Origin of the sequence: Amycolatopsis kentuckyensis (assembly GCF_041679295.1) — a bacterium.
In the GTDB taxonomy this organism is placed as follows: domain Bacteria; phylum Actinomycetota; class Actinomycetes; order Mycobacteriales; family Pseudonocardiaceae; genus Amycolatopsis; species Amycolatopsis kentuckyensis_A.
On sequence record NZ_JBGDMD010000001.1, the window covers coordinates 283,775 to 303,866 of the forward strand.

The following is a 20,092-nucleotide window of genomic DNA, read 5'->3' on the forward strand; positions in this document are numbered from 1 at the left end:
CTTTCACCGGCCACCCACCGCGCAGTCGTAGACCTGTTCGTTGCGGGGGTGACAGCCGGCGCCGGTCACCCGCCAGCCGTCGGGGAAGTCGTGCAGGAACAGGGTGTCCGCCGCCGTCCGGGCCTGCGCTTCGTCGCCCCAGACGACGACCGACCCGACCGCGGCGCGCGGGAGCGCGGAAACCGGTGAGCCCGGCGCGCAGCCGCCCGGGCCCAGGCCGTCCCGGGCCCGGGGAGCCAGGAACGCGCACGCGGGTGCGCCGCCGTCACCGAGGGCCGCTTCGAACTGCTGGGCCGCCTCTTGGGCGGAAGAGGTGTCCGCCGCCGAGCAGCCGCAGAGGAGGACCACTGCGGTGCCGAGCCCGGCGATGATCTTGTACACACCAGGGAGTACCCGGATGAGACGGCGTTCACACTTGCCGCGTTTCCCGCTGCCGTCAAAGGGGAGATGACGGTCTCGCCCTCGTCCGGGCAGCTTCCGCCGCGGGACGGAAAGTCAGCCTGGGAGGCGGCAGTCTTCGGGATCGCCTTCGTTCCGGTGGGCGGTCCGCGCGACCCGCTCCAGCAAGGTCCGCAGCTGCTGCTCTTCGGCGGGGTCCAGGTCGGCCAGCAGCCGTGCCTCCGCCTCGCCCAGGCGATCCCGCGCCTCCTTCAGCGCCCGAGTCCCCTTCTCCGTGATGAGCACCTGGCGCGCCCGGCGGTCGGCGGGGTCCGGCTGCCGGGTGAGCAGCCCCTCGGCTTCGAGGTCGTCGAGCAGGTAGGTCATCACGGTCTTGTTGACCGTCAGCTGCTGCGCGAGCGCGAGCTGCGACCGAGGCGGTCCCGACACGACCGCCATCAGCACCAGGTACCCCCGGGGCCCGCCGGGCAGGGCGGCGACGGAACTCGTTGCGGTCCGGCGGAACGCGCCGGACACCACGCGCAGTGCCCACCCCAGGTCGCTGTCCAGGACGACGGGTTCGTCGGCCGGGGGCTTGCGCTCGGAGGCTCGGGGGGTCACCCCGTGATCGTAGGCGGCGGCCGAGATGGCTCGCAAGGTGGACGAGTTGGCAAATGGATAGTCTAGTCAGTAGATTATCCACTGTGAATATCGTTCTGTGGGTCAGCGCCGGCCTGGTCGCCGCCGGCTTCCTGTTTTCCGGTGGTTACAAGCTCGCCTTGCCGCACGAGAAGTACGTCGCGGCGCAGGCTTGGGCCAGGGACGCGCCGCCCTGGGCTCCCCGCACGATCGGCGTGCTGGAGGTGCTCGGCGCCCTCGGCCTGATCCTGCCCGCCGCGGCCGGCGTCGCGCCGATCCTGGTCCCGGTCGCCGCGACCGGCCTCGCCGTGGTGATGGCCGGTGCGGTGGTGCTGCACCTGCGCCGGGCCGAATTCCCGGCACTCGTGCCGAGCGGCGTGCTGCTGGTCCTGGCGGCGGTGGTGGCGTGGGGCCGGTTCGGCCCGTACGCGTTCTGATCCGAACTTCGCGCGACGAAAGGGAATCCCTTGCCCATCGCACTGGTGACCGGCGCCAACCGCGGCCTCGGCTTCGAAACGGCCAAGCAGCTCGCCGCCGCCGGGTTCGACCTCTACCTCGCCGCTCGCGACGAAGGCAAAGCCGCCGAAGCGGCGGCGAAGCTGGGCGTGCGGGCCCTCGCCCTCGACGTCACCGAGGACGACTCCGTGGCCGCGGCGGCCGCGCTCGTCGAGCGCGAACAGGGCCGGCTCGACGTGCTCGTGAACAACGCCGCCGTCCGGCCGGAGCTGAAGCCCGTGGCCGAGGTGACCGCCGCCGACGCGCGGAAGGTCTTCGACACCAACACCGCCGGCGTGGTCCGGGTCATGCACGCTTTCCTGCCCCTGCTGGAGAAGGCCCGGCACGGCGTCGTCGTCAACGTCGGGAGCGGCACCGGGTCGTTCGGCCGCGTCCACGACCCGGACCGGCTGGAGTCCCGGCTCGTCGAAATCCCTTACACGGCATCGAAAGCTGCGCTCTCGATGCTGACGGTCCAGTACGCCAAGGCGTACCCGGGCCTCCGGATCAACGTCGTCGACCCCGGACCGACCGCGACCGGCATGAACTCGCTCCCGGGCGTGCAGCCGGTCGAGGCCGGTGCGGTACCGATCGTGCGGGCCGCGCGGTTCGGTCCGGCGGACCCCACCGGCAGGTTCCTCGACGCGGAAGGGTTGTCCCCGTGGTGATCCTCACGACGTCCGCCGTTCGACGGCCGGCCACAGGGCGTCGAGTGCCGCGTCCACCAGCCTGGCGCGCGGTACCCCGGGGTGGTCGTGCCACCAGAGCGCGAGGGCGCGCAGGGAGGCGGCGATGATCTCGACCAGCAGCTCGGCGTCGAGTTCGTCCACATCGGACTCACCGGCGGCCAGCACGCCGCCGACGAAGGGCGTCAACGCCGACCGGCTCGCGCGCGTGGCGTCGACCTGCGCCCGGCGGGCGCCTTCGTCGGCGGTGGCGACCTGGAACAGGACGGGGATCGACTTCCGGCGCCGCTCGACGTGCGCGAACCAGGCGTCGAGCGCGGTGGCGAACCGCTGCCGCAGTGGCTCCGGGGCGGCGAAGGTGACCTGCCAGGCTTCGCGCAGCCGGGCGTACTCGGCGTCGAGCACCTCTTGGAACAGGGCGAGCTTCGACGGGAAGTGGTCGTAGAGCACCGGCGCCGAGATCCCCGAGCGCCGGGCGATCTCGTCGATCGGCGCCCCGTCGTACCCGCGTTCGGCGAAGACCTCGGTCGCGCTCTCGACGATCACCGCGCGCCGCTTCGCCGCCGGCATCCGCCGCTTCGGTTCGCTTGACATCCGGCCGGCTCCGTCCGATCGTTAACCTAACGATCGCTAGGTTAGTGGGTGAAGCCGTGACCGACCAGCTGACGGACTGGCACCGCCGGGGCGTGACGACCACGCTGCCGGTGCGAGGTGTGCCCCGAGCGGTGTTCCACCGGGTGACCGGGAGCGGCAGCCCGCTCGTGCTGCTGCACGGCTTCCCGGCGTCGTCGTTCGAATGGGCGGGGGTGGAGTGGCTCGCGGCGCGCCGGCACACCGTCGTGACGTTCGACTTCCTCGGCTATGGCGCGTCCGAGAAGCCCCGCAAGCACCACTACAGCGTCTTCGAACAAGCCGACCTCGCCCAAGCGCTGATCGAGTCGCTCGGCCTGACGGCTGTCACCCTCGTGGCTTACGACTACGGCGCCATCGTGGCCTCGGAGCTCCTCGCCCGCGATCTGCCGTTCGGGATCGACCGGTGCGTGTTCCTGAACGCGGGCCTGTACGCCGACCAGTACCGGCCCCGGCTGATCCAGCGGGCCTCGCTGTGGCCGGTGCTCGGGAGCCTGCTCGCCCGCTCCCTGACCGAGCGGCAGTTCGTCCGGTCCTGGTCCCGGGTCTTCTCTCCCGAGCACCCCTTGGCCCCCGACCTGGCCGCACTGCACTACCGCGCGTTGCGCGCCGGCGACGCCGACCCCGACCTGACCGCGCGGCTGCTGCGCTACATCCCCGAGCGCGCGGCCCACCGCGACCGCTTCGAGCCGGTTTTCACCAGTACCCCGGTTCCGCTGTCGTTCCTGTGGGGGATGCGCGATCCCGTGTCCGGACCCCTGGTCGCGCGAGAACTGCGGAGCCGCGACCCGGACGCCGACCTGGTCGAGTACCCCGACCTCGGCCACTGCCCGCACCTCGAAGATCCCGAACGGGTGGCCGCGGACATCCTCGCCAGAACGGCGCGCGTCGGATGAGCCGCTCGGCCACCAGCAGCGCGCCGATCCCGATCAGCGCGACGCCCGACACGCGGCTGACCACCCGGTCCGGCACCGCAGCCCGGCCGCGATCGCGTACGCCCAGTCCGCGCCACGCTGCCCGGGTGCAGCGGCTGACCTCCACCCTGGTCATGAAGTCCGTGGTGGCCGACCGGCCGCTGCCGCTGTGAGCGTCACACGTCCGCGTCACGCATGTTCGTGACGGCTCCCGGCGGGGTAGTAGTACCCCACCGGACGAAAGGCGACCGCCGATGACGACGCACCAGCTTCCCCGCTCGGACGAGCAGCTCCGGGTCGTCGCGCTGGAGATCGCCGACGATCTCCGCGAAGTGGCGACCGTGCGAGCCTGGGCCGAGCGCGTCCTGGCCGACCTGCCCGACGAACGGCGGCGCGTCGCCGTCTGGGTCGTCGAAGAGCTGGCCACCAACGCCCTGCTCCACGGCGAGCCGCCGCGGCAGGTCCGGCTGCTGCGGCGGCCCGGGTGGCTGGGTGTCGAGGTCGACGACGGCTGCCTCGACACGGCTTGCGTGCGCCGGTCCGGCGGCGGGGGACTGCGGGCCGTCGCCGCGGTGAGCGTGACCTGGGGCCAGTGGCAGCGCAGCACCGGCAAGACCGTCTGGGCCGAGCTCGCGCTTCCCTGAGGTCAGGCGGCGCGGGCCGGCTCCTCGCCGCGGTAGGGGCCGGGCTTGGGACGGGGCTTGCCGCCCGGGAACGCCAGGCGCAGGATCGTGCGGTGCACCGTGCCGAGCTGGCGGGACAGCGGGCCGGTGTTGTACGGCAGGCCGTAGCGCCGGCAGATGTCCTTCACCCGCGGCGCGATCTCGGCGTAGCGGCTGCTGGGCATGTCCGGGAACAGGTGGTGTTCGACCTGGTAGCCGAGGTTGCCGCTCATCAGGTGGAACAGCGGCGACCCGGTGATGTTGGCCGCGCCGACGAGCTGGCGGACGTACCAGCCGCCGCGGGTCTCGTCGCGGACTTCCTCCTGGCTGAACGTGTAGGTCTGGTCGGGGAAGTGGCCGCAGAAGATGATCGAGTGCGCCCACACGTTGCGGATGATGTTCGCGGTGAAGTCCGCCCAGAACGTCGCGGCGAACGTGCCGCCGCCCTCCTTGCGGACGGCCGCGAGCTGGGCCCGGACCGCGCCCTTGAACCGCTTGCCACGGGCGCGGTCGGCCAGGACCCGGCGCCGTGACCGGGGTTCGGGGCGCACAACCCGCCCGACGGCGGTCGCGGCGAGGGCGCTCACCAGCGGCCAGCCGACGTAGTCCTTGAGGATCTGGTCGCGGGCCTTGCCCGAGATGCCCTTGATGTCGTGCCACACGTCCTTCAGCGGCTTCTCGCCGGCGCGGATGGCTTCGACGTCGAGGTCGTGGACCGCGACGCCCCATTCGAAGAAGGCCATCAGCAGCAGGTTGTAGAACGGCTGCGCCAGGTACGCGGGGTGCCACTTCTGGTGCGGGTCGATCCGCATGATCTCGTAGCCGAGATCCTTGTCCTTGCCGCGGATGTTCGTGTACGTGTGGTGGATGTAGTTGTGCGAGTGCTTCCACGCCGCCGCGGTCGAGGCCGTGTCCCAGTCCCATGTGGACGAATGGATGTACGGGTCGTTCATCCAGTCCCACTGGCCGTGCAGGACGTTGTGCCCGATCTCCATGTTCTCCAGGATCTTCGCGACCGCCAGGCAGCCGGTGCCCGCCGCCCAGGCCGCCTTGGACCGGGAGCCGAGCAGCAGGACCCGGCCGGCCACCGCGATCTGCCGGTGCAGCCGGATGACGCCCTTGATGTACCGGCGGTCGCGCTCGCCGAGGTCGGCGCGCACGTCGTCGTGGATGCCGTCGAACTCGCGGGCGAGTTCGGCGAGCTGGTCCGCGCTCAGGTGGGCGAACGGGTGCGTCGCTGTCATGTTTTCCCTTCCGGAGCTTCAGAGTTCGACCGTGACCCGGCCTTCGGCGCCGTGCACGCAGGTGCGCACGATCTCGTTGTGCTTCTCGCTGACGACGTTCGTGCGCAGGTCGCGGATCCGGCCCTCCCGGATCGGCAGCACGCACGTGTGGCAGACCCCGACCCGGCAGCCGAAGGGCATGTCCACGCCCGCTTCCTCGCCGGCGACGAGGATCGGGGTGCCGGGCGGGCACTCCGCGTCGACGTTGCGGTGGGCGAAGTGCACCGTCCCGCCGTCTCCGTCGGCGCCTTCACCGCCGACGATCGGCTGGAACCGTTCGTGGTGCAGCCGGTCGACGTCGCCGTGGCGCTTCCAGTGCTCCCGCAGCGCGTCGAGGAGTTCGCCGGGCCCGCAGGCGTAGGTCTCCCGCTCCGGCCAGTCCGGGCACAGCGCGTCCAGCTCGGCCGGGGTGAACCGGCCGTCCTCGCTCGTGATGCGCAGCTCGAGGCGGAAACCCTCGTGCTGCTGTTCGAGCTCCGCCAGTTCGTCGCCGAAGATGACGCCGCCGGTCTCCCGCGCCGAGTGGACGTGCACGACGTCGCGCAGCCCGGGACCCGGCGCCAGGTGCCGCAGCATGCTCATGACCGGCGTGACGCCGCTGCCGGCCGTGACGAACAGCAGGCCGCGGTCGAGGCGGTCGGGCAGGGTGAACGAGCCTTCGACCTCCCCGAGCCGGACGAGCTCGCCGGGCCGGGCCCGCTCGACCAGGTACGGCGAGACGACCCCGCCGTCGACCTTCTTCGGCGTGACCGAGATGAGCCCGTCGGCGCGGTCCGGGCTCGACGTCAGCGAGTACGCGCGCCAGTGGTGCACGCCGTCGATGACCACGCCGAGGCGCACGTACTGCCCGGGCCGGTGCCCGACCCAGTCGTAGCCCGGCCGGATCAGCACGGTGGCCGCGCCGCCGCGTTCGGGCTCGACCCGCTCGACGCGCCCGCGCAGCTCGCGGGTCGACCACAGCGGGTTGATCAGTTCGAGGTAGTCGTCGGGCCGCAGGGGCGTGAACAGCCAGCGCAGCGCGCGCAGTGCCCGGCGCCGCAGCGGCGACGCCGGAGGAGGCATCCCCACTTCGGCCATCACGCACCACCCCGCACGGGACGGGCGGCGCCGGCTTCCAAGGTGACCATGCCCATTGAGTGTACGGGCGTGCACTCAACTTGCAGGATGAAGCCGCTGGCTGGTGTCGCATCTCGTTCGGCGACAGGGCCCGGCAAAGTCGCACCACCAGGCCACACCGCTGTCGGTGACCGGCTCTTCGGATGTCTTGAATGAGTCATTCAGGTCTTCGGAGGTCCTGAATGACTCATTCAGGAGGTCGGCGGATCCGCCGCGGAGTGTGCCGGCGCGGCTTACGTGCCGGCACCGGCCGGGACGACGTCGCGCAGCTGGCGGCGGGAGCTGATGCCGAGCTTGCCGAAGATCTTGCGCAGGTGCCATTCCACCGTGCGGGGGCTGAGGAACAGCCGGGTGCCGATTTCGGGGTTGGAATAGCCTTCCGCGGCCAGCCGGGCGATCTGGAACTCCTGGGCGGTGAGCTCGCCGGTGGTCTCCACCGTGCGTTTCCGCGCGGTCTCCCCGGTGGCCTGCAGCTCGCGCCGGGCCCGCTCGGCGAACGCCTCCAGCCCCATGGCGGACAGCTGCTCGTGCGCGGTGTGCAGGTGGGCGCGGGCGTCCGCGCGGCGGCCCTCGCGGCGCAGCCATTCGCCGTAGAGCAGGTGGCCGCGGGCGAGGTCCACGCGCAGCGGGGTCCCGTCGAGGCACGCGAGCGATTCGCGGTGGAGGCGGTCGGCGTCCGCACCGGTGCTGCCCAGCGCGCGGATGCGGGCGTCGAGCCCCAGCGCTTCCGCGGTCCGGGCCGCCGAGGCGCGCTCCGCCGACCGGGCGGCCGCTGCCCGCAGCTGCTCTTCGTCCCCGGTTCGCGACGCCGCCTCGGCCAGTTCGGCGGTGACGAGCCCCTGGAACCCCACGACGTCGTGGTCGAACACCCGGCGGGCGGCGGCCAGCGCGGCGTCGTGGCGGCCGAGACCGTTGTAGAGCACCGCGCGTCCGTAGTCGGCGAAGGTCACCAGCCGGAGCTGACCGCGTCCCGACGCGTCGCGCGCAGTGTCCTCGAACAGCTCGGCCGCCGGTGCCTCCTGACCGCGGAACGCCGCGAGCAGCAGCGCGCCGTAGCCGACCGGCGCGTTGCCGGTCGCGCCGGCGATCACCCGGTCCTCCTCGGCCGAGGCCGCCGCGGCGGTCAGCTCGCCCGCGAGCACCTCGTTGACGGCGAGGAAGTTGAGCGCGAACTGCAGCTGCACGAGCGCACCCGCGTCACGGGCGAGCTGGACCTGACGCGTGGCGAACGCCCGCGCCGCCGCGAAGTCCGCCGCTTCGGTGGCGATCATGCCGCCGGCCCGGTTGCCCAGCAGCCAGAGCACGCGCCCGGCGTCCTCGGTGCCGACGTCCAGCGCGTGGACCGCCGCCACCGCCCGGGACAGCAGCGGCGCGGCGGCCGGGTAGCCGTCGGTGAGCCGGGTGGCCAGCGCGTCCAGGACGAGGTCGACGGCCCGTGGCGGCACGGGTGCCGGGGGAGCGGCGCGGGTTGCCTCGGCCGCGGCGACGAGATCGTCCTGGTCCGCACCGGCCCACAGCGCCGCCGCCAACGCCTCCAGGTACGTCTCGCGAGCCCGGTTCGCGTCGAGCGGGGACAGCTGCTCGGCCGCGCGGAGCAGCAGCCGGGCCGCGTCGCCGCCGCGTCGCCGGTCGAACGCGATCTGCCCGCGCAGGTGCTCGATCCGGGCGGCGCGCCCGGCGTCCGGCGGTCCGGCCGCGACCGAGTCGAGGAGGCCGAGCGCCGCTTCGAGCGCGCCGGCGTCGCGCTTGACCGCGGCGGCCGCGAGTTCTCGGTGCGCCCGCCGGGCGGGTTCCGGGGTCAGGAGCGCCGCCTGCTCGAGGAACGCGGCCGCCGCGACCAGGCCGCCGCGGGCCCGGGCTCGTCCGGCCGAGCGTTCGAGGCCGGCCGCCACGTCTTCGTCGGGGGAGACCGTCGCCTGCCCGCGGTGCCAGGCGCGGCGGTCGGGGTCGCGGTCCGGGTCGGTCACGTCCGCCAGCGCCCGGTGGACGTCCTGGCGGTCCGGGGCCGGCGCGGACCGGTAGACCGCCGACCGCACCAGCGGGTGGCGGAACCGGATCCGGCGGCCGAATTCGATCAGCCCGGTCGCCTCGGCCGCCGCCGCGGGGTCGGCGCCGAGCCCGAGCCGGCCCGCCGCGGCCCACAGCAGGGTGGCGTCGCCGAGGGGCTCGGCGGCGGCGATGAGCAGGAGCCGCCGCGTGTCGGCGGGCAGCGGTTCCAGTTGCCGGACGAAACACTCCTCGATGCGCCCGGCGAGCGGTACCGTCTCCGGCCGGGCGAACCCGTCGGCCGGCCCGTCGGCGGTCCACGTGCGCGGCAGTTCCAGCAGCGCCAGCGGGTTGCCGTGGGTTTCGGCGACGATCCGGGCGCGGACGCGGCCGTCCACCGGTCCCTTGAGCACCGAGGCCAGCAGCTCCTCCGATTCGGCCTCGTCCAGGCCGCCGATCGGGAGCTCCGGCAGCCCGGCCAGGTCGGGCTCGCGGCCGGGCTCCCGCACCGCGAAGACCACGGCGATCCGCTCGGCGAGGAGCCGGCGGGCGGCGAAGGCGAGGACCAGCGCGGACATCCGGTCGAGCCACTGCGCGTCGTCGACCAGGCAGAGCAGCGGCTGGTCCTCGGCGACGTCGGCGAGCAGGGTCAGCACCGCCAGCCCGACCAGGAAGCGGGTCGGCCGGGCGCCGGCACTCAGCCCGAAGGCCGTGGCGAGCGCGTCGCGCTGGGGTTCGGGCAGGCGGTCGAGCCGGTCGAAGAACGGCGCGCACAGCTGGTGCAGCCCGGCGTAGGCCATCACCTGCTCGGATTCGACCCCGGCGGCGCGCGCGACCCGGAACCCCGGGGCCTGCGCGTGCGCGTACTCCAGGAGCGCGGTCTTGCCGATCCCGGCTTCGCCGCGCAGGACCAGCACCTGGCCCTGCCCCGACCGGGCGCTGGCGAGGAGGCGGTCGAGTGCGGCGCATTCGCCGTGCCGCCCGATCAGCGCCGGCCCACGCCCCGGCATGCGAACCTCCCACGACCGACCGGCGACGGCCGCGCCGGGTCACCGAACCCTAGCGCAGCCGGCCGGCGCCTCACGCGTCGTCGTGGGCGCCCGCGTACCGCGCTTCGATCGCCTTGGCGGTCTTCGCCAGTTCGCCGCCGAGCACGCGCTTGCCCAGCAGCCCGAGCAGGCCGCCGAGCAACCGGCCCTTGAGGTTCTTGCCTTCCCGCACCACCACGGCGTCGACCTGGGTGGTGCCGTCGGGCAGCCGGCTGAAGGTGTAGGTGTGGCCGGACGCGCCGCCCCAGGTGTTGGAGTCGGTGGTCCGCATGACGACCTCGGCCGGATCGGACCAGTCGTAGCTCAGCCGCTCCCAGATGCCGCCGGACCCTTCGGTGACGTCGGCGTGGCCGGGGCCTTGGCCGTGCACCTGCAGGTAGTCGGTCGCGCTGCGGCCGAAGAGCTTCGCGCGCTCCGGGCCGAAGTCGGTCAGGGCGGCCAGGAACTGCTCCGGGGTGGCGGTGGTCGCCTGGCGCAGGTGGATCGTGGACATCTTTCCGGTCTCCTCGGTGGTGTCGCGGGGGTTTCAGGCTTGGTGCCCGGCCATGTACCGGGCGTACCACTCCGGCCAGTTCTCGTCGTACTTCCCGGTTTCCTTCTCGTGCTCGCCGTGCGCGGCCGCGGCCTCGCGCAGCGCGTTCTCGAGCTTTTCGGTGGAGCCGTAGGTCACACCGTCGACGCGGCCCGGGAAGCGGGTGGTGATCTCCTGCAGCAGCCAGGTGTTGCCGTCGGGGTCGTGGAAGGAGGCGAACGACGAGTAGGTGCCGCGGTCGGGGTGCGCGCCCGGGGCGAAGGCGCCCGTCGCGTCGCGGTGGAACACCTCGCTGACGTCGACACCGTGGCCGGCGAGCTCCTTGCGGGCGGCTTCGACGTCGTCGACGACGAGGTAGGTGCCGCGGACCGACCCGGGAGCGGCGTCGGTCAGGCCGGTGCCGAAGTGGACCGAGGCCGCCGAGCCCGGCGGGGTGAGCTGCACGACGCGGGAGGCGCCGAAGTCGATGTCGGCGTCTTCGCGCCAGCCGAGGGTCTTGTAGAAGTGCTTGGTCCGGTCGACGTCGGTGACGGGCAGGACCACGACCTCGAGCTTCATGTCCATGATCGGAACTCCTTGGGCGGTGCGGCGGGGGTTCGCCGCTCTGTGGTCCACAGTGCTCCGCCCCGGCCCCGGTGGCCCCAGGGAGACACCCTGGTCGACCCCCGGGCCCCGGGCGGCCAGGGCCCGGGGCCGAGGTCCGCCGCCCGGGGCCGCGATCCCGCTACCATCCGGGCGTCGACGACGACCGGTGAGCAGGGGGCGCGCAGTGAGCGGAATCAAGGTGCTGGTGGCCGGAGCGAGCATCGCGGGGCCCGCGCTGGCCCACTGGCTGCGGCGGCGGGGCGCCGAGGTGACCGTCGTGGAACGGGCTCCCGGGCTGCGTCCCGGCGGGCAGGCGGTGGACGCGCGCGGGGTGACCAGGGAGGTCATCCGCCGGATGGGGCTCGACGAGGCCGTGCGCGCGGCCCGCACCGAGACCGCCGGTGCGCACACCGTGGCCGCCGACGGGACCGTCCTGGAGACCTTCAGCGCGGAGGACGACGGCGGCGACGGCTACATCTCGGAGATCGAAATCCTCCGCGGCGACCTGTCCCGGGTGCTCTACGACGACACCCGCGACGGCGTCGAGTACGTCTTCGGCGACCGGATCGCCGAACTCACCCAGGACCCGGACGGCGTCGACGTCGTCTTCGCGGGCGGCGACCGGCGGCGCTTCGACCTGGTGGTCGGCGCGGACGGCCTGCACTCGGCGCTGCGGGCGATGGTGTTCGGGCCGCACGACGAGTTCGTCCGCCACCTCGGGCACGTGCTGGCCTTCTACAGCGTGCCCAACGAGTTCGGGCTCGACCGCTGGCTGCTCGAGCACCAGGAGCCCGGGCGTTCGGCGATGCTGCGGCCGATCGGCGACGCCACCCGCGCGATGGCCATGTTCTCCTTCGCCTCGCCCGATTTCGACGTCGACCACCGGGACGTCGAGGCCCAGAAGCGCCTGCTCCGCGAGCGGGTCGCCGGCCTCGGCTGGCTGACGCCGCAGCTGCTCGAGCACCTGGCCGACACGCCGGACTTCTACCTCGACCAGGTCGCCCAGGTGGTCATGGACCGCTGGTCGAGCGGCCGGGTGGCGCTGCTCGGGGACGCGGCGTTCAGCTCGTCGCCGCTGTCCGGGCAGGGCACCGGCCTGGCCCTGGTCGGCGCCTACCTGCTGGCCGGCGAGCTGGCCGCCGCCGGCTGGGACCCGGCCGCCGCGTTCGCCGCCTACGAGCGCCGGATGCGGTCGTTCGTCGAGGCGAACCAGGAGATCGGCCGGCTGCACGCGGAAATGCGCGGCCTCGCCGACCCGGCCGCCGAGCCGAGCCCGGAGCCCGACGTGGAAGCGCTGACCGCCCTGGTCGAGCGCGCGCTCAACGGCGTCGAGCTGCCGGACTACGCGGGGGTGCCGGACTCGGGAGCCGCCGCCGACCGGCTCGGCGCACCGCGGTGAACCGGCCGGCCGTGGGCGCCGCCACGTCCGAGCCGGTTCGCGCGGCTCGTTCCCCGGGGAGCGGTCAGCGGCCGAGCCGGTGGGCGCTGTCCTCCGCCCGGTGCAATGCCGTCAGCAACGCCGCCCGGCCCGTGTGGTCGATGTCCTCGGTCAACGCGTCCGTCGCCGCTTCGCCGCCGAGGCCGAGCTTCGTGACCAGGCGGCGGTGGATCGCCGCCAGGCTCGCCGCGTCGAAGTCCGGCCGGACGAACGCCAGCAGCAGCCGGACCTCGTCCTCGCAGCGGCGGTAGCTCTCCAGCAGGTGCTCGTTGCCCGCCGCCGCGACGATCGCCTGGTGGATCGCGCCGTGGGTCTCCATCAGCTGCCGCCACGACGGCGTCCGCTCCGCCAGCGCTTCGAGGCGCTCGACCTCCGTGAGCACCGGGGTCAGGTCCGCGCCCCGGGCCAGCGCCATCCGCAGCGCGCCGAGCTCGAGGACCTTGCGGTAGTCGAAGATCTCGTCGATGCGCGCCCGGCTCAGCGGCGCGACGACCGCGCCGCGGTGGCGTTCGTGGACCACCAGGCCGCGGTCGGTCAGCAGGCGCAGCGCCGAGCGGACCGTGTGCCGGCCCACGTCGAAGCGGTCCGCCAGCTCTTCCTCGCGGAAGCGGGTGCCGACGGGGTGCACGCCGTCCAGCAGCTCGCCGCGCACCACCTCGGCGATCCGCTCGGGTGCCGCAGGCGCCACCGTGGCCTCCTTCTTGTCACACACGATCGCCTCAGATTGTGTCACAATGTGGCATGAAGACCGTGCTGTTGCTGCCTGGCGGCGCCGAGAGCTGTGCCGGCTTCTTCCCGGGCCTGGTCGAGGGACTCGAAGCCGATCCGGGCGTGCGCGTGCTCCAGCACGACCGGCCGGGCACCGGGACGTCCACAGAGGACGGTTCACTGGCCGGCGCCGCGGCGCACCTCGGGGCGTTCCTCGAACGGCTGGACGTCGGCCCGGTCGTGGTGGTCGGGCAGAGCCTCGGCGGCGCGGTCGCCGTCCTGCTCGCCCGCGCGCACCCCGAGCTGGTCGCGGGTCTCGTCCTGCTCGACCCGACGCCGGTCAACGATGCCCGGCTCTGCGCGCGCATCGAACGCATGACGCGCGTGCTCGGCCGGCTGTCGGCCGTGCCGGGGCTGCGTACCTTGCTGTCCAAGGGATTCCGTGCGGCGGCGTTGCGTGGCGCGCGCGACTTGCGCCCGGACTGCGCGGCCGCGCTCCGGCGGACGGCGGACCTCGACATCCCGACGCTGGCCCGCGCGGTGGACGGCCTCGCCGAGGTCTCCCTGCGCGAGTCCGAGCTGCCCCGGATCCCGGCCGTCGTGGTGACGGCGGACCGCAAGCCTGGTCACGCGGTGAGGCGGGCCCACGAAAGGCTGGCCGCCGCGTTCGGTGGCCGGCTGGTGAGCTGGCCGGGCGCGACGCACAGCGTCCACCTCGACCACCCGGACGAAGTGCTGGCCACCGTGCGGGAGGTCGTCGCCCGCTGAACGCGGGGTCAGCGGCCTCGCGCGCGGGGCGATGGGGGAGCCGCACGAAGTCCGGCGCGGCAACGTCGCCGCCCGAAGCAGGTCAGCGGCCTCGCGTGCGGTGCCGGTACAGCAGCCACACGAAGTATGGCGCCCCGATGATCGCCGTCAGCAAACCGGCCGGGAGCTGCCCCGGCGCGATCACCGTGCGGCCCGCCGTGTCCGCCGTGCACACCAGGATCGCGCCCAGCAGCGCCGCCGCCGGCAGCAACCGGGCGTGCCGGCTGCCCACGACCGCGCGGGCCGCGTGCGGCGCCACCAGGCCGACGAAGCTCAGCACCCCGATCCCCGCCACCGCCGCGCCGGTCAGCAGCACCGCGCACGACAGCAGCAGCAACCGCGTCCTCGCGACCGGCACGCCCAGCACCCGGGGCGCCTCGTCGTCCAGGGACAGCAGGTCGAGTTCGCGCCGCAGGCGGACCAGCACCGGCGCCACCAGCAGCACCGCCAGCGCCATCGGCACCAGGTGCGTGAACGTGCGGCCGTAGGTCGAGCCGCCCAGCCAGGTCAGCGCCTTCGTCTCGTTCCACGGGTCGGACAGCGTGATCAGCACCGTCACCAACGCCTGCGACGCCGCGTGCACGCCGAACCCGATCAGCACCAGGCGTTCGCTCGTGAACCCGCCCCGGGCCGCGACGGCGAAGACCACGGCCATCGCCAGGGCGGCCCCCAGGCCCGCGGACCCGGTCAGCGTCCAGAACCCGACCCCGGAGACCAGGGTGATCACGGCGACCGCGCCGAGGCCCGCCCCGCCGACGACCCCGATCATCCCCGGTTCGGCCAGCGGGTTGCGGGCGACCGCCTGGGTGAGCGCGCCGCCGAGCGCCAGCGCCGCGCCCGCCAGGAGCGCCGCCACCACGCGCGGGACGCGGGTGTCCAGCACGCCGGTGACGAGCGGGCCCGCCTGGCCGGTGACCCAGTAGACGACGTCGCCCAGCAGCAGCTTCGCGTCCCCGAGCAGGACCGCGCCCACGGCGACGCCGATCGTCGCGAGCGCCAGCACGCCCAGCACCACGCCGTACCGGAGCGTGCTCACCCCGCCGCGCGCGCCGGCCGCCGGGGGTTCGGCGGTCGCCGACGTGATCCGGGCGCCGCGGGCCAGGACCACGAGGAACAGTGCGCCGAGGATCGTCGTCACGACGCCCGTCGGCACCTCCAGGGCTCGCTGCGGGCTGATGATCGTGCGGAGCAGCACGTCGGCGCCCAGCAGGAGCGCCGCGCCCAGCGCCGCGGAGACCGGGAGCAGCGCCGCGTGCCGGTGCAGGCCCGGCACCGCGGACGCGAGCAGGCGGGCCAGCGCCGGCGCGGCGAGGCCGACGAACCCGATGGGGCCCGCCAGCGTCACCGCCGCCGCGGCGAGCAGCACGGCCAGCCCGATCGCGGCGACCCGCGTCCGTCCGATGTGGACACCGAGGGTCCGGGCGTGGTCGTCGCCGACGTGGATCAGGTCGAGCCGCCGGGCCATGAGGAGCAACGCGGCCACCGCGACGCCGACGACAGGACCGAGCGTGCGGACCCCGCCGAGCCCGTTCTGCTCCAGCGATCCCTCGCCCCAGGCGAACAGGCCGCGGGTTTCCTGGGCGTACAGCAACAGCAGGACCTGGGTCACCGAGACCAGGGCCAGCGCGATCGCGGTGCCGGCCAGCACCAGCCGCACGATCCCGGTGCCCCCGGCGCCGGCCAGCCCGAGCACCACGACGGCCGCGGCGAGCCCGCCCGCGAACGCGACCCCGGTCGCGCCGAGCAGTGGCAGCGAGACGCCGAACGCGGCGACGGCGACGACCGCCAGGTGCGCGCCGGCGTTGACGGCCAGGGTGTCCGGCGACGCCAAGGCGTTGCGGGACACCGACTGCAGCACCGCGCCGGCCACGCCGAGCGCGGCCCCGACGACCAGCGCCGCGAGCAACCGCGGCAGCCGCGACTCGACGACGACGGCGGTCGTGTCGCCGGTTGCGCCGCCGAACACCAGCCGCAGCACGTCGAGCGCGTCCAGGTTCGCGGTGCCCTGCGTGAGGTGCACGGCCGAACCCAGCAGGAGCAGGGCGGCGAGCCCGGCCCCGAGCAGGGCGAGCCGCCCGTGCCGCCGGACGGCGGCCACGGGCGGCCCAGTCAGGGTGACCACTACCCCTTCAGCCCGGCGACGGCCGCGTCGACGAACTGCGCCATGGACTTGGGCCCGCCGAACATCCACAGGGAGTCCGGGAAGCGGTGCACCTTGCCGCTCTTGACGAACGGGAGGTTCTGCCAGATCGCGTTGCCGGCCAGCTCCTGCTGGTACGGGTCGCCGTCGGCGTTGTTGGCGATGTACCAGAACCGCACGTCGGGCAGCCGCGTAAGGCCTTCGACGTCGGCCTGCCCGAGGCCGTAGGTCGGATCGCCGTCCATCGTCCACGCCGTGTCGAGGCCGAGCCGGCCGAACACCGCGGACACCAGCGCGCCCTTGGTGTAGGGGCGGATGCTGACCGAGCCGGAGGTGACGTAGGCGTCGGAGAACGCGACCTGCCGGCCCGCCGCGCCGAGCTTTTCCACCTCCGCCTTGCCGGCGGTGAGCTTCTGCTCGAACTCGGACTTCAGCTGCGCGGCCCGGGTTTCGGTGCCGGTGGCCTTCGCGATGACGTCCAGGCCGGCGTACATCCCGGCGATCGGGTCCTTGGCGTCGCCGCCGGTGATGACGATCACCGGCACCTTCGCCTCGATCTGCTCGAGCGCCCCTTCGGTCACGCTGTCGGTGACGACCACGAGGTCCAGGCCCAGCGAGCCCAGCGTGTCGAGGCTCGGCTCGCCACGGGTGCCGATGTCCTTCGGGGTGCCGTCGAGCGGGGCGGCGCTCACCCACTGGCCGTAGCCCTTGATGTCGGACACGCCGACCGGCATGACGCCGAGCGACACCAGGTGCTCGACGGCGTTCCACTCGGTCGCCGCGACGCGCTTGGCCGGGTGGGGCAGCTTGACCTCCTTGCCGCGCGAGTCGACGACCGTGACCGGACCGGCGCCGCTCGTGGCGGCCGCGTTGCTGGTGGGCTCCTCGGTGGTGCCGCAGGCGGCCACGAAGAACGTGGCGGCCGCGGACAGGCCGAGGAGCATCCGGGTGATCCGCATGTTTCTCCTGTTTTCGATGGGTCAGACGAGCGTGGTGTCGTTGAAGCGGCCGACCGCGCGGGTGTGGATCCGGCCGTCGGCCGGGTCGAGCACGACGTCCACGCGGATGCCGTAGGCCCGCGTGAGGTTCGCCGAGGTGAGCACGTCGGCGGGGGAGCCGTCGGCGGTGACCCGGCCGTCCTCCAGCAGCAGCACGCGGTCGGCGACCGCGGCGGCCTGGTCGAGGTCGTGCAGCACCACGCCGACCCCGACGTCGTGCCGGTCGGCGAGGTCGCGGACGACGTCGAGGATCTCCACCTGGTAGCGCAGGTCGAGGAAGGTCGTGGGCTCGTCGAGCAGCAGCAGCGCGGTGTCCTGGGCCAGGCAGCTCGCGAGCCACACCCGCTGCGCCTGCCCGCCGGAGAGGGCCTGCACCGGCCGGTCGGCGAGGGCGGCCAGGCCGGTCAGCGCCAGCGCGCGCTCGACGGCGGCGGGGCCTTCGAGGTCGCGGCCGCCCCAGCGGGACCGGTGCGGGTGCCTGCCGAACTCGACGAGCTCCCGCACGCTCACCCCACCGGGCGCGGTCCGTTGCTGCGACAGCAGGGTGATCCGCTTGGCGATGTCCTTTCCGGACAGTGCCCGCAGGTCGGCCCCGTCGGCGAAGGTGACCGTCCCGGCGACGGGCGGGTGCAGCCGCGCGAGCGCGCGCAGCAGCGTCGACTTCCCGCTGCCGTTCGGCCCGATCAGCGCGGTGACGGTCCCGGCGAGCAGGGAGACAGACGCGGCGCGCACGACGACATCGCTGCCGTAGGCGACGTCGAGCTCACGGGCGTGGACACCGCTGTCGGCGCGGCGGGGGACGACGGACACGCGAGAACGATAAGGTCAGGCTTACCTAACCAACAAGGTGGCAAACAGCACATCTCGCCCGGAACCGGCGGCCAACGCGCGAAGACGCCGCGCTCCGGCTAGCGTCTTGCGTGCAGGCCGGTGCGCCCCTCCCCCTCGGCGCATCGGCCTGCTCCTCAGCCCCGCAGCTTCGCGAGCGCCCGCAGGAACGCGTCCTCCGAGACGACCGGGACCCCGCATTCGCGCGCCCGCTTGGCCTTGCCCGACATGGAGTCCGGGTCGGCCGCGGCGAGAACGCGCGTCTGCTTGCTCACCGTCCCGGTGACGCGGACACCCGCCGCGGTGGCCTCGGCCGCGATGTCGGCGCGGTCGCGTTCCATGGCGCCGGTGAGGACCACCTTGTCGCCCGGCCGCAGAACGAGTCCGCCGGTCTTGCGCTGCGGACCCGGTTCCCCTGCGGCGTCGCGTTCCTCGTCGAGGATCGTTTCGACGACCGCCGGATCGAGCGCCAGGAGGGTGGCGACGGTGAGCAGGTCGGTGCGCTCCTCGTCGGTGACGACCTGATCGGCCCACGCTTCGCGCGCCAGGTCGCGCAGGTAGCTCAGGTGCAGGGCCACGACTTCGTTCTTGTGCAGGCCGAGGTCGTGGGCGATCTCGACGAGCGCGTCGCCTTCGGTGGCGGAGATCTGCCGGTCCAGCAATGCGTCGTCGAGCATCGCGTAGTACGCGTCGACCACCGGTTCGCCGTCCCGCGGCATCCGCTCGACCAGCCTGGCGAGGAAGTGAGGTTCGACCTGCCCGATCGCCGTCCGGCGGACGACGGGGGTGCGCCGCCGCTCGATCAGTGGCCAAGCCCAGTTCGCGGCGCTCAGCTGGGCATCGGTGACCCGCACGGCGTCCGGCGCGTGCCGCAGGAGGAAGCCGAGCAGTTCGCCCGCTCCTCGTGCGTCGTCGAGCGCGGTGTGCCAGGACCGCTCGGGCAGCCCCGCGGCCGCACAGCAGTCGATCAGGGACCGTCCCGAGCTCAGCCGCGCCCGGCCGGCGGCTCGCAGCGTGCACAGCCCCGCATCGGCTCCGAACGGTGTGTCGATGCCCAGCCTGCCGAACTCGGCACGCAGGTGCATCGCGTCGAACGTCCAGTTGTGCGCCACCACCACCCGGCCGCTCAGGCGCTCGACGAAGTCGCCGGCGAGGTGCTCGAAGCGCGGCGCCCGGCGCGCGTCGGCCGCCCGGATGCCGTGGATGGCCTGCGGGCCGAGGTCGCGGTCGGGGTTGACGAGCGTCACCCACTCGTCGGTGATGGTCCCGCACGCGTCGACGTGGACGACCGCGATCTCGGCGATGCGGTGGTGCCAGCCGGTCAGGATCCCGGTGGTTTCGGTGTCGATGACGGCGTAGCCGTGCGCGGTCTTCACAGCGGCAGCCGGGTGGCGGCGGCGAACCGGACCGCGGCCAGCCACCGGGGCGGCAACGGCTCGGGATCCCCGTGTCCGGCCCGCACGTAGCGGCGGCGGTTCTTCACCTGCTCGGTTTCCGCCCAGACGGACACCAGCCACCTCAGCGTCCGGGCGATCGACAGGACATCGGACACCACGGGGGATCCGGGCGCGGCCGAAACGCGCGCAACGCGTTGCAGGGAAGCGAAGTCCTCGATCCCGGTGTCCTCGGGCAGGTCGTGGGTCCACTCCAAGGAGGTGATGGACTTGCTGCCCTCGCGCGCGGTCTCGACCGTGACGTCGTACTGCCGCCGTCGCTCGGCCGTCTCGCGGAACGCGTCCACCGGCGAGAACAGCTGGTGCTCCCACCAGCCGGCTTCGGCGTCCACCTTCGCCGCCGCGGTCAGGCGCTCGAGCCACTTCCGCAGTTCCCGGGTGTGCACAGCCGCGATCGCCCGCCGTTCGAGCAGGGTCAGGAGGCGTCGCGCGGCGTCCGGCGAGCCGAACGCCTCGGCGGCGGGGACGATCCACGCACCGGTCGGGTCGCCCGTCGGACTGACGTGCCAAGCCGCGATCGACTCGACGTCGAGGTCACCGCCGCCCACGCACAGCACAGCGCTTCCGGGCGCTCGCAACGCCGCCAGTTCCTCGAGTGGTTCCACCATGGCCAGGTCCGGCACCGACCGCCTCCTTCGTCGACCAACATCAAGTCGTCGGCGAGCGCCCGTTGTTACACCCCGGCGGCCGGGCCGCGGGGGTCGCCCGGGCAGGGTAGTTTTGCCCGTCTTGACCTCCCTCGCGCGGCAGGGCAATCCTGGGAG

At 73.6% G+C, this 20,092-nt stretch carries 21 protein-coding genes; 7 read left to right on the forward strand and 14 right to left on the reverse strand.

Annotated elements, in window-relative coordinates; genetic code table 11:
* Positions 1-3 precede the first annotated feature (3 nt).
* Together ACERZO_RS01310 and ACERZO_RS01315 are read right to left on the reverse strand one after the other, a co-directional pair.
* Complete coding sequence (locus ACERZO_RS01310) at positions 4-381, reverse strand: hypothetical protein (protein WP_372660304.1); 378 nt, start codon at positions 379-381, stop codon at positions 4-6.
* 114 nt (positions 382-495) lie between these two features.
* Positions 496-999: a MarR family winged helix-turn-helix transcriptional regulator gene (locus tag ACERZO_RS01315; RefSeq protein ID WP_372660306.1), complete on the reverse strand. Its 504-nt coding sequence runs from the start codon at positions 997-999 to the stop codon at positions 496-498.
* Positions 1,000-1,082: 83 nt separating this feature from the next.
* Between ACERZO_RS01315 and ACERZO_RS01320 the strand changes: the two genes are divergently transcribed.
* Positions 1,083-1,454 (forward strand): DoxX family protein, encoded by a 372-nt coding sequence (locus tag ACERZO_RS01320; RefSeq protein ID WP_372660309.1) that lies wholly within the window; start codon positions 1,083-1,085, stop codon positions 1,452-1,454.
* A gap of 30 nt (positions 1,455-1,484) precedes the next feature.
* On the forward strand, positions 1,485-2,180 hold the full coding sequence (locus tag ACERZO_RS01325) for an SDR family NAD(P)-dependent oxidoreductase (RefSeq protein ID WP_372660312.1): 696 nt from the start codon (positions 1,485-1,487) through the stop codon (positions 2,178-2,180).
* A 3-nt stretch (positions 2,181-2,183) separates the two neighbouring features.
* Here ACERZO_RS01325 and ACERZO_RS01330 read toward each other — a convergent pair whose 3' ends face one another.
* On the reverse strand, positions 2,184-2,792 hold the full coding sequence (locus tag ACERZO_RS01330; RefSeq protein WP_372660314.1) for a TetR/AcrR family transcriptional regulator: 609 nt from the start codon (positions 2,790-2,792) through the stop codon (positions 2,184-2,186).
* 56 nt (positions 2,793-2,848) lie between these two features.
* On the opposite strand from ACERZO_RS01330, the gene ACERZO_RS01335 reads away from it, so the two are divergent.
* The 3 genes from ACERZO_RS01335 to ACERZO_RS01345 all read left to right on the forward strand — a co-directional run bounded on the left by ACERZO_RS01335 (position 2,849) and on the right by ACERZO_RS01345 (position 4,386).
* On the forward strand, positions 2,849-3,724 hold the full coding sequence (locus tag ACERZO_RS01335) for an alpha/beta fold hydrolase (protein ID WP_372660316.1): 876 nt from the start codon (positions 2,849-2,851) through the stop codon (positions 3,722-3,724).
* Positions 3,721-3,915 carry a hypothetical protein gene (locus ACERZO_RS01340; protein WP_372660318.1) on the forward strand — a complete coding sequence of 65 codons (195 nt, stop codon included), beginning with the start codon at positions 3,721-3,723 and terminating at the stop codon, positions 3,913-3,915. Before ACERZO_RS01335 ends, ACERZO_RS01340 begins: the two co-directional genes overlap by 4 nt.
* 81 nt (positions 3,916-3,996) lie before the next feature.
* Positions 3,997-4,386, forward strand: coding sequence for an ATP-binding protein (locus ACERZO_RS01345; protein WP_372660321.1), 390 nt, complete (start codon positions 3,997-3,999; stop codon positions 4,384-4,386).
* Positions 4,387-4,388: 2 nt separating this feature from the next.
* On the opposite strand, the gene ACERZO_RS01350 is transcribed toward ACERZO_RS01345, so the two are convergent.
* The 5 genes from ACERZO_RS01350 to ACERZO_RS01370 all read right to left on the reverse strand — a co-directional run bounded on the left by ACERZO_RS01350 (position 4,389) and on the right by ACERZO_RS01370 (position 10,934).
* Complete coding sequence (locus tag ACERZO_RS01350) at positions 4,389-5,648, reverse strand: fatty acid desaturase family protein (RefSeq protein ID WP_372660324.1); 1,260 nt, start codon at positions 5,646-5,648, stop codon at positions 4,389-4,391.
* 18 nt (positions 5,649-5,666) lie between these two features.
* Positions 5,667-6,764, reverse strand: coding sequence for a ferredoxin reductase (locus tag ACERZO_RS01355; RefSeq protein ID WP_372660327.1), 1,098 nt, complete (start codon positions 6,762-6,764; stop codon positions 5,667-5,669).
* Between the two features lie 272 nt (positions 6,765-7,036).
* A complete protein-coding gene (locus ACERZO_RS01360; RefSeq protein ID WP_372660331.1) occupies positions 7,037-9,799 on the reverse strand; it encodes a helix-turn-helix transcriptional regulator in 2,763 nt (920 codons plus the stop codon).
* Between the two features lie 70 nt (positions 9,800-9,869).
* A complete protein-coding gene (locus tag ACERZO_RS01365) occupies positions 9,870-10,331 on the reverse strand; it encodes a hypothetical protein (protein WP_372660335.1) in 462 nt (153 codons plus the stop codon).
* Between the two features lie 33 nt (positions 10,332-10,364).
* Positions 10,365-10,934 carry a VOC family protein gene (locus ACERZO_RS01370; RefSeq protein ID WP_372660338.1) on the reverse strand — a complete coding sequence of 190 codons (570 nt, stop codon included), beginning with the start codon at positions 10,932-10,934 and terminating at the stop codon, positions 10,365-10,367.
* A gap of 205 nt (positions 10,935-11,139) precedes the next feature.
* Here ACERZO_RS01370 and ACERZO_RS01375 point away from each other — a divergent pair, with 205 nt between their 5' ends.
* A complete protein-coding gene (locus tag ACERZO_RS01375; protein ID WP_372660341.1) occupies positions 11,140-12,354 on the forward strand; it encodes an FAD-dependent monooxygenase in 1,215 nt (404 codons plus the stop codon).
* 64 nt (positions 12,355-12,418) lie between these two features.
* Here ACERZO_RS01375 and ACERZO_RS01380 read toward each other — a convergent pair whose 3' ends face one another.
* Complete coding sequence (locus tag ACERZO_RS01380) at positions 12,419-13,081, reverse strand: GntR family transcriptional regulator (protein WP_372660344.1); 663 nt, start codon at positions 13,079-13,081, stop codon at positions 12,419-12,421.
* 53 nt (positions 13,082-13,134) lie between these two features.
* Here ACERZO_RS01380 and ACERZO_RS01385 point away from each other — a divergent pair, with 53 nt between their 5' ends.
* Positions 13,135-13,869, forward strand: a complete 735-nt coding sequence (locus ACERZO_RS01385) for an alpha/beta fold hydrolase (protein WP_372660347.1) — start codon at positions 13,135-13,137, stop codon at positions 13,867-13,869.
* A gap of 82 nt (positions 13,870-13,951) precedes the next feature.
* On the opposite strand, the gene ACERZO_RS01390 is transcribed toward ACERZO_RS01385, so the two are convergent.
* The 5 genes from ACERZO_RS01390 to ACERZO_RS01410 form a co-directional block, all read right to left on the reverse strand.
* Positions 13,952-16,030, reverse strand: a complete 2,079-nt coding sequence (locus ACERZO_RS01390) for an iron ABC transporter permease (RefSeq protein ID WP_372660350.1) — start codon at positions 16,028-16,030, stop codon at positions 13,952-13,954.
* Positions 16,030-17,007: an ABC transporter substrate-binding protein gene (locus ACERZO_RS01395; RefSeq protein ID WP_372660353.1), complete on the reverse strand. Its 978-nt coding sequence runs from the start codon at positions 17,005-17,007 to the stop codon at positions 16,030-16,032. The genes ACERZO_RS01390 and ACERZO_RS01395 overlap by 1 nt, the downstream gene beginning before the upstream one ends.
* A 21-nt stretch (positions 17,008-17,028) precedes the next feature.
* The gene (locus tag ACERZO_RS01400; RefSeq protein WP_372660356.1) at positions 17,029-17,856 is read right to left on the reverse strand and encodes an ABC transporter ATP-binding protein; all 828 of its coding nucleotides are present in this window, start codon (positions 17,854-17,856) and stop codon (positions 17,029-17,031) included.
* A gap of 155 nt (positions 17,857-18,011) precedes the next feature.
* Positions 18,012-19,250 (reverse strand): exonuclease domain-containing protein, encoded by a 1,239-nt coding sequence (locus tag ACERZO_RS01405; protein WP_372660359.1) that lies wholly within the window; start codon positions 19,248-19,250, stop codon positions 18,012-18,014.
* Positions 19,247-19,951 carry a DUF6218 family protein gene (locus tag ACERZO_RS01410; RefSeq protein ID WP_372660362.1) on the reverse strand — a complete coding sequence of 235 codons (705 nt, stop codon included), beginning with the start codon at positions 19,949-19,951 and terminating at the stop codon, positions 19,247-19,249. The genes ACERZO_RS01405 and ACERZO_RS01410 overlap by 4 nt, the downstream gene beginning before the upstream one ends.
* Positions 19,952-20,092 lie beyond the last annotated feature (141 nt).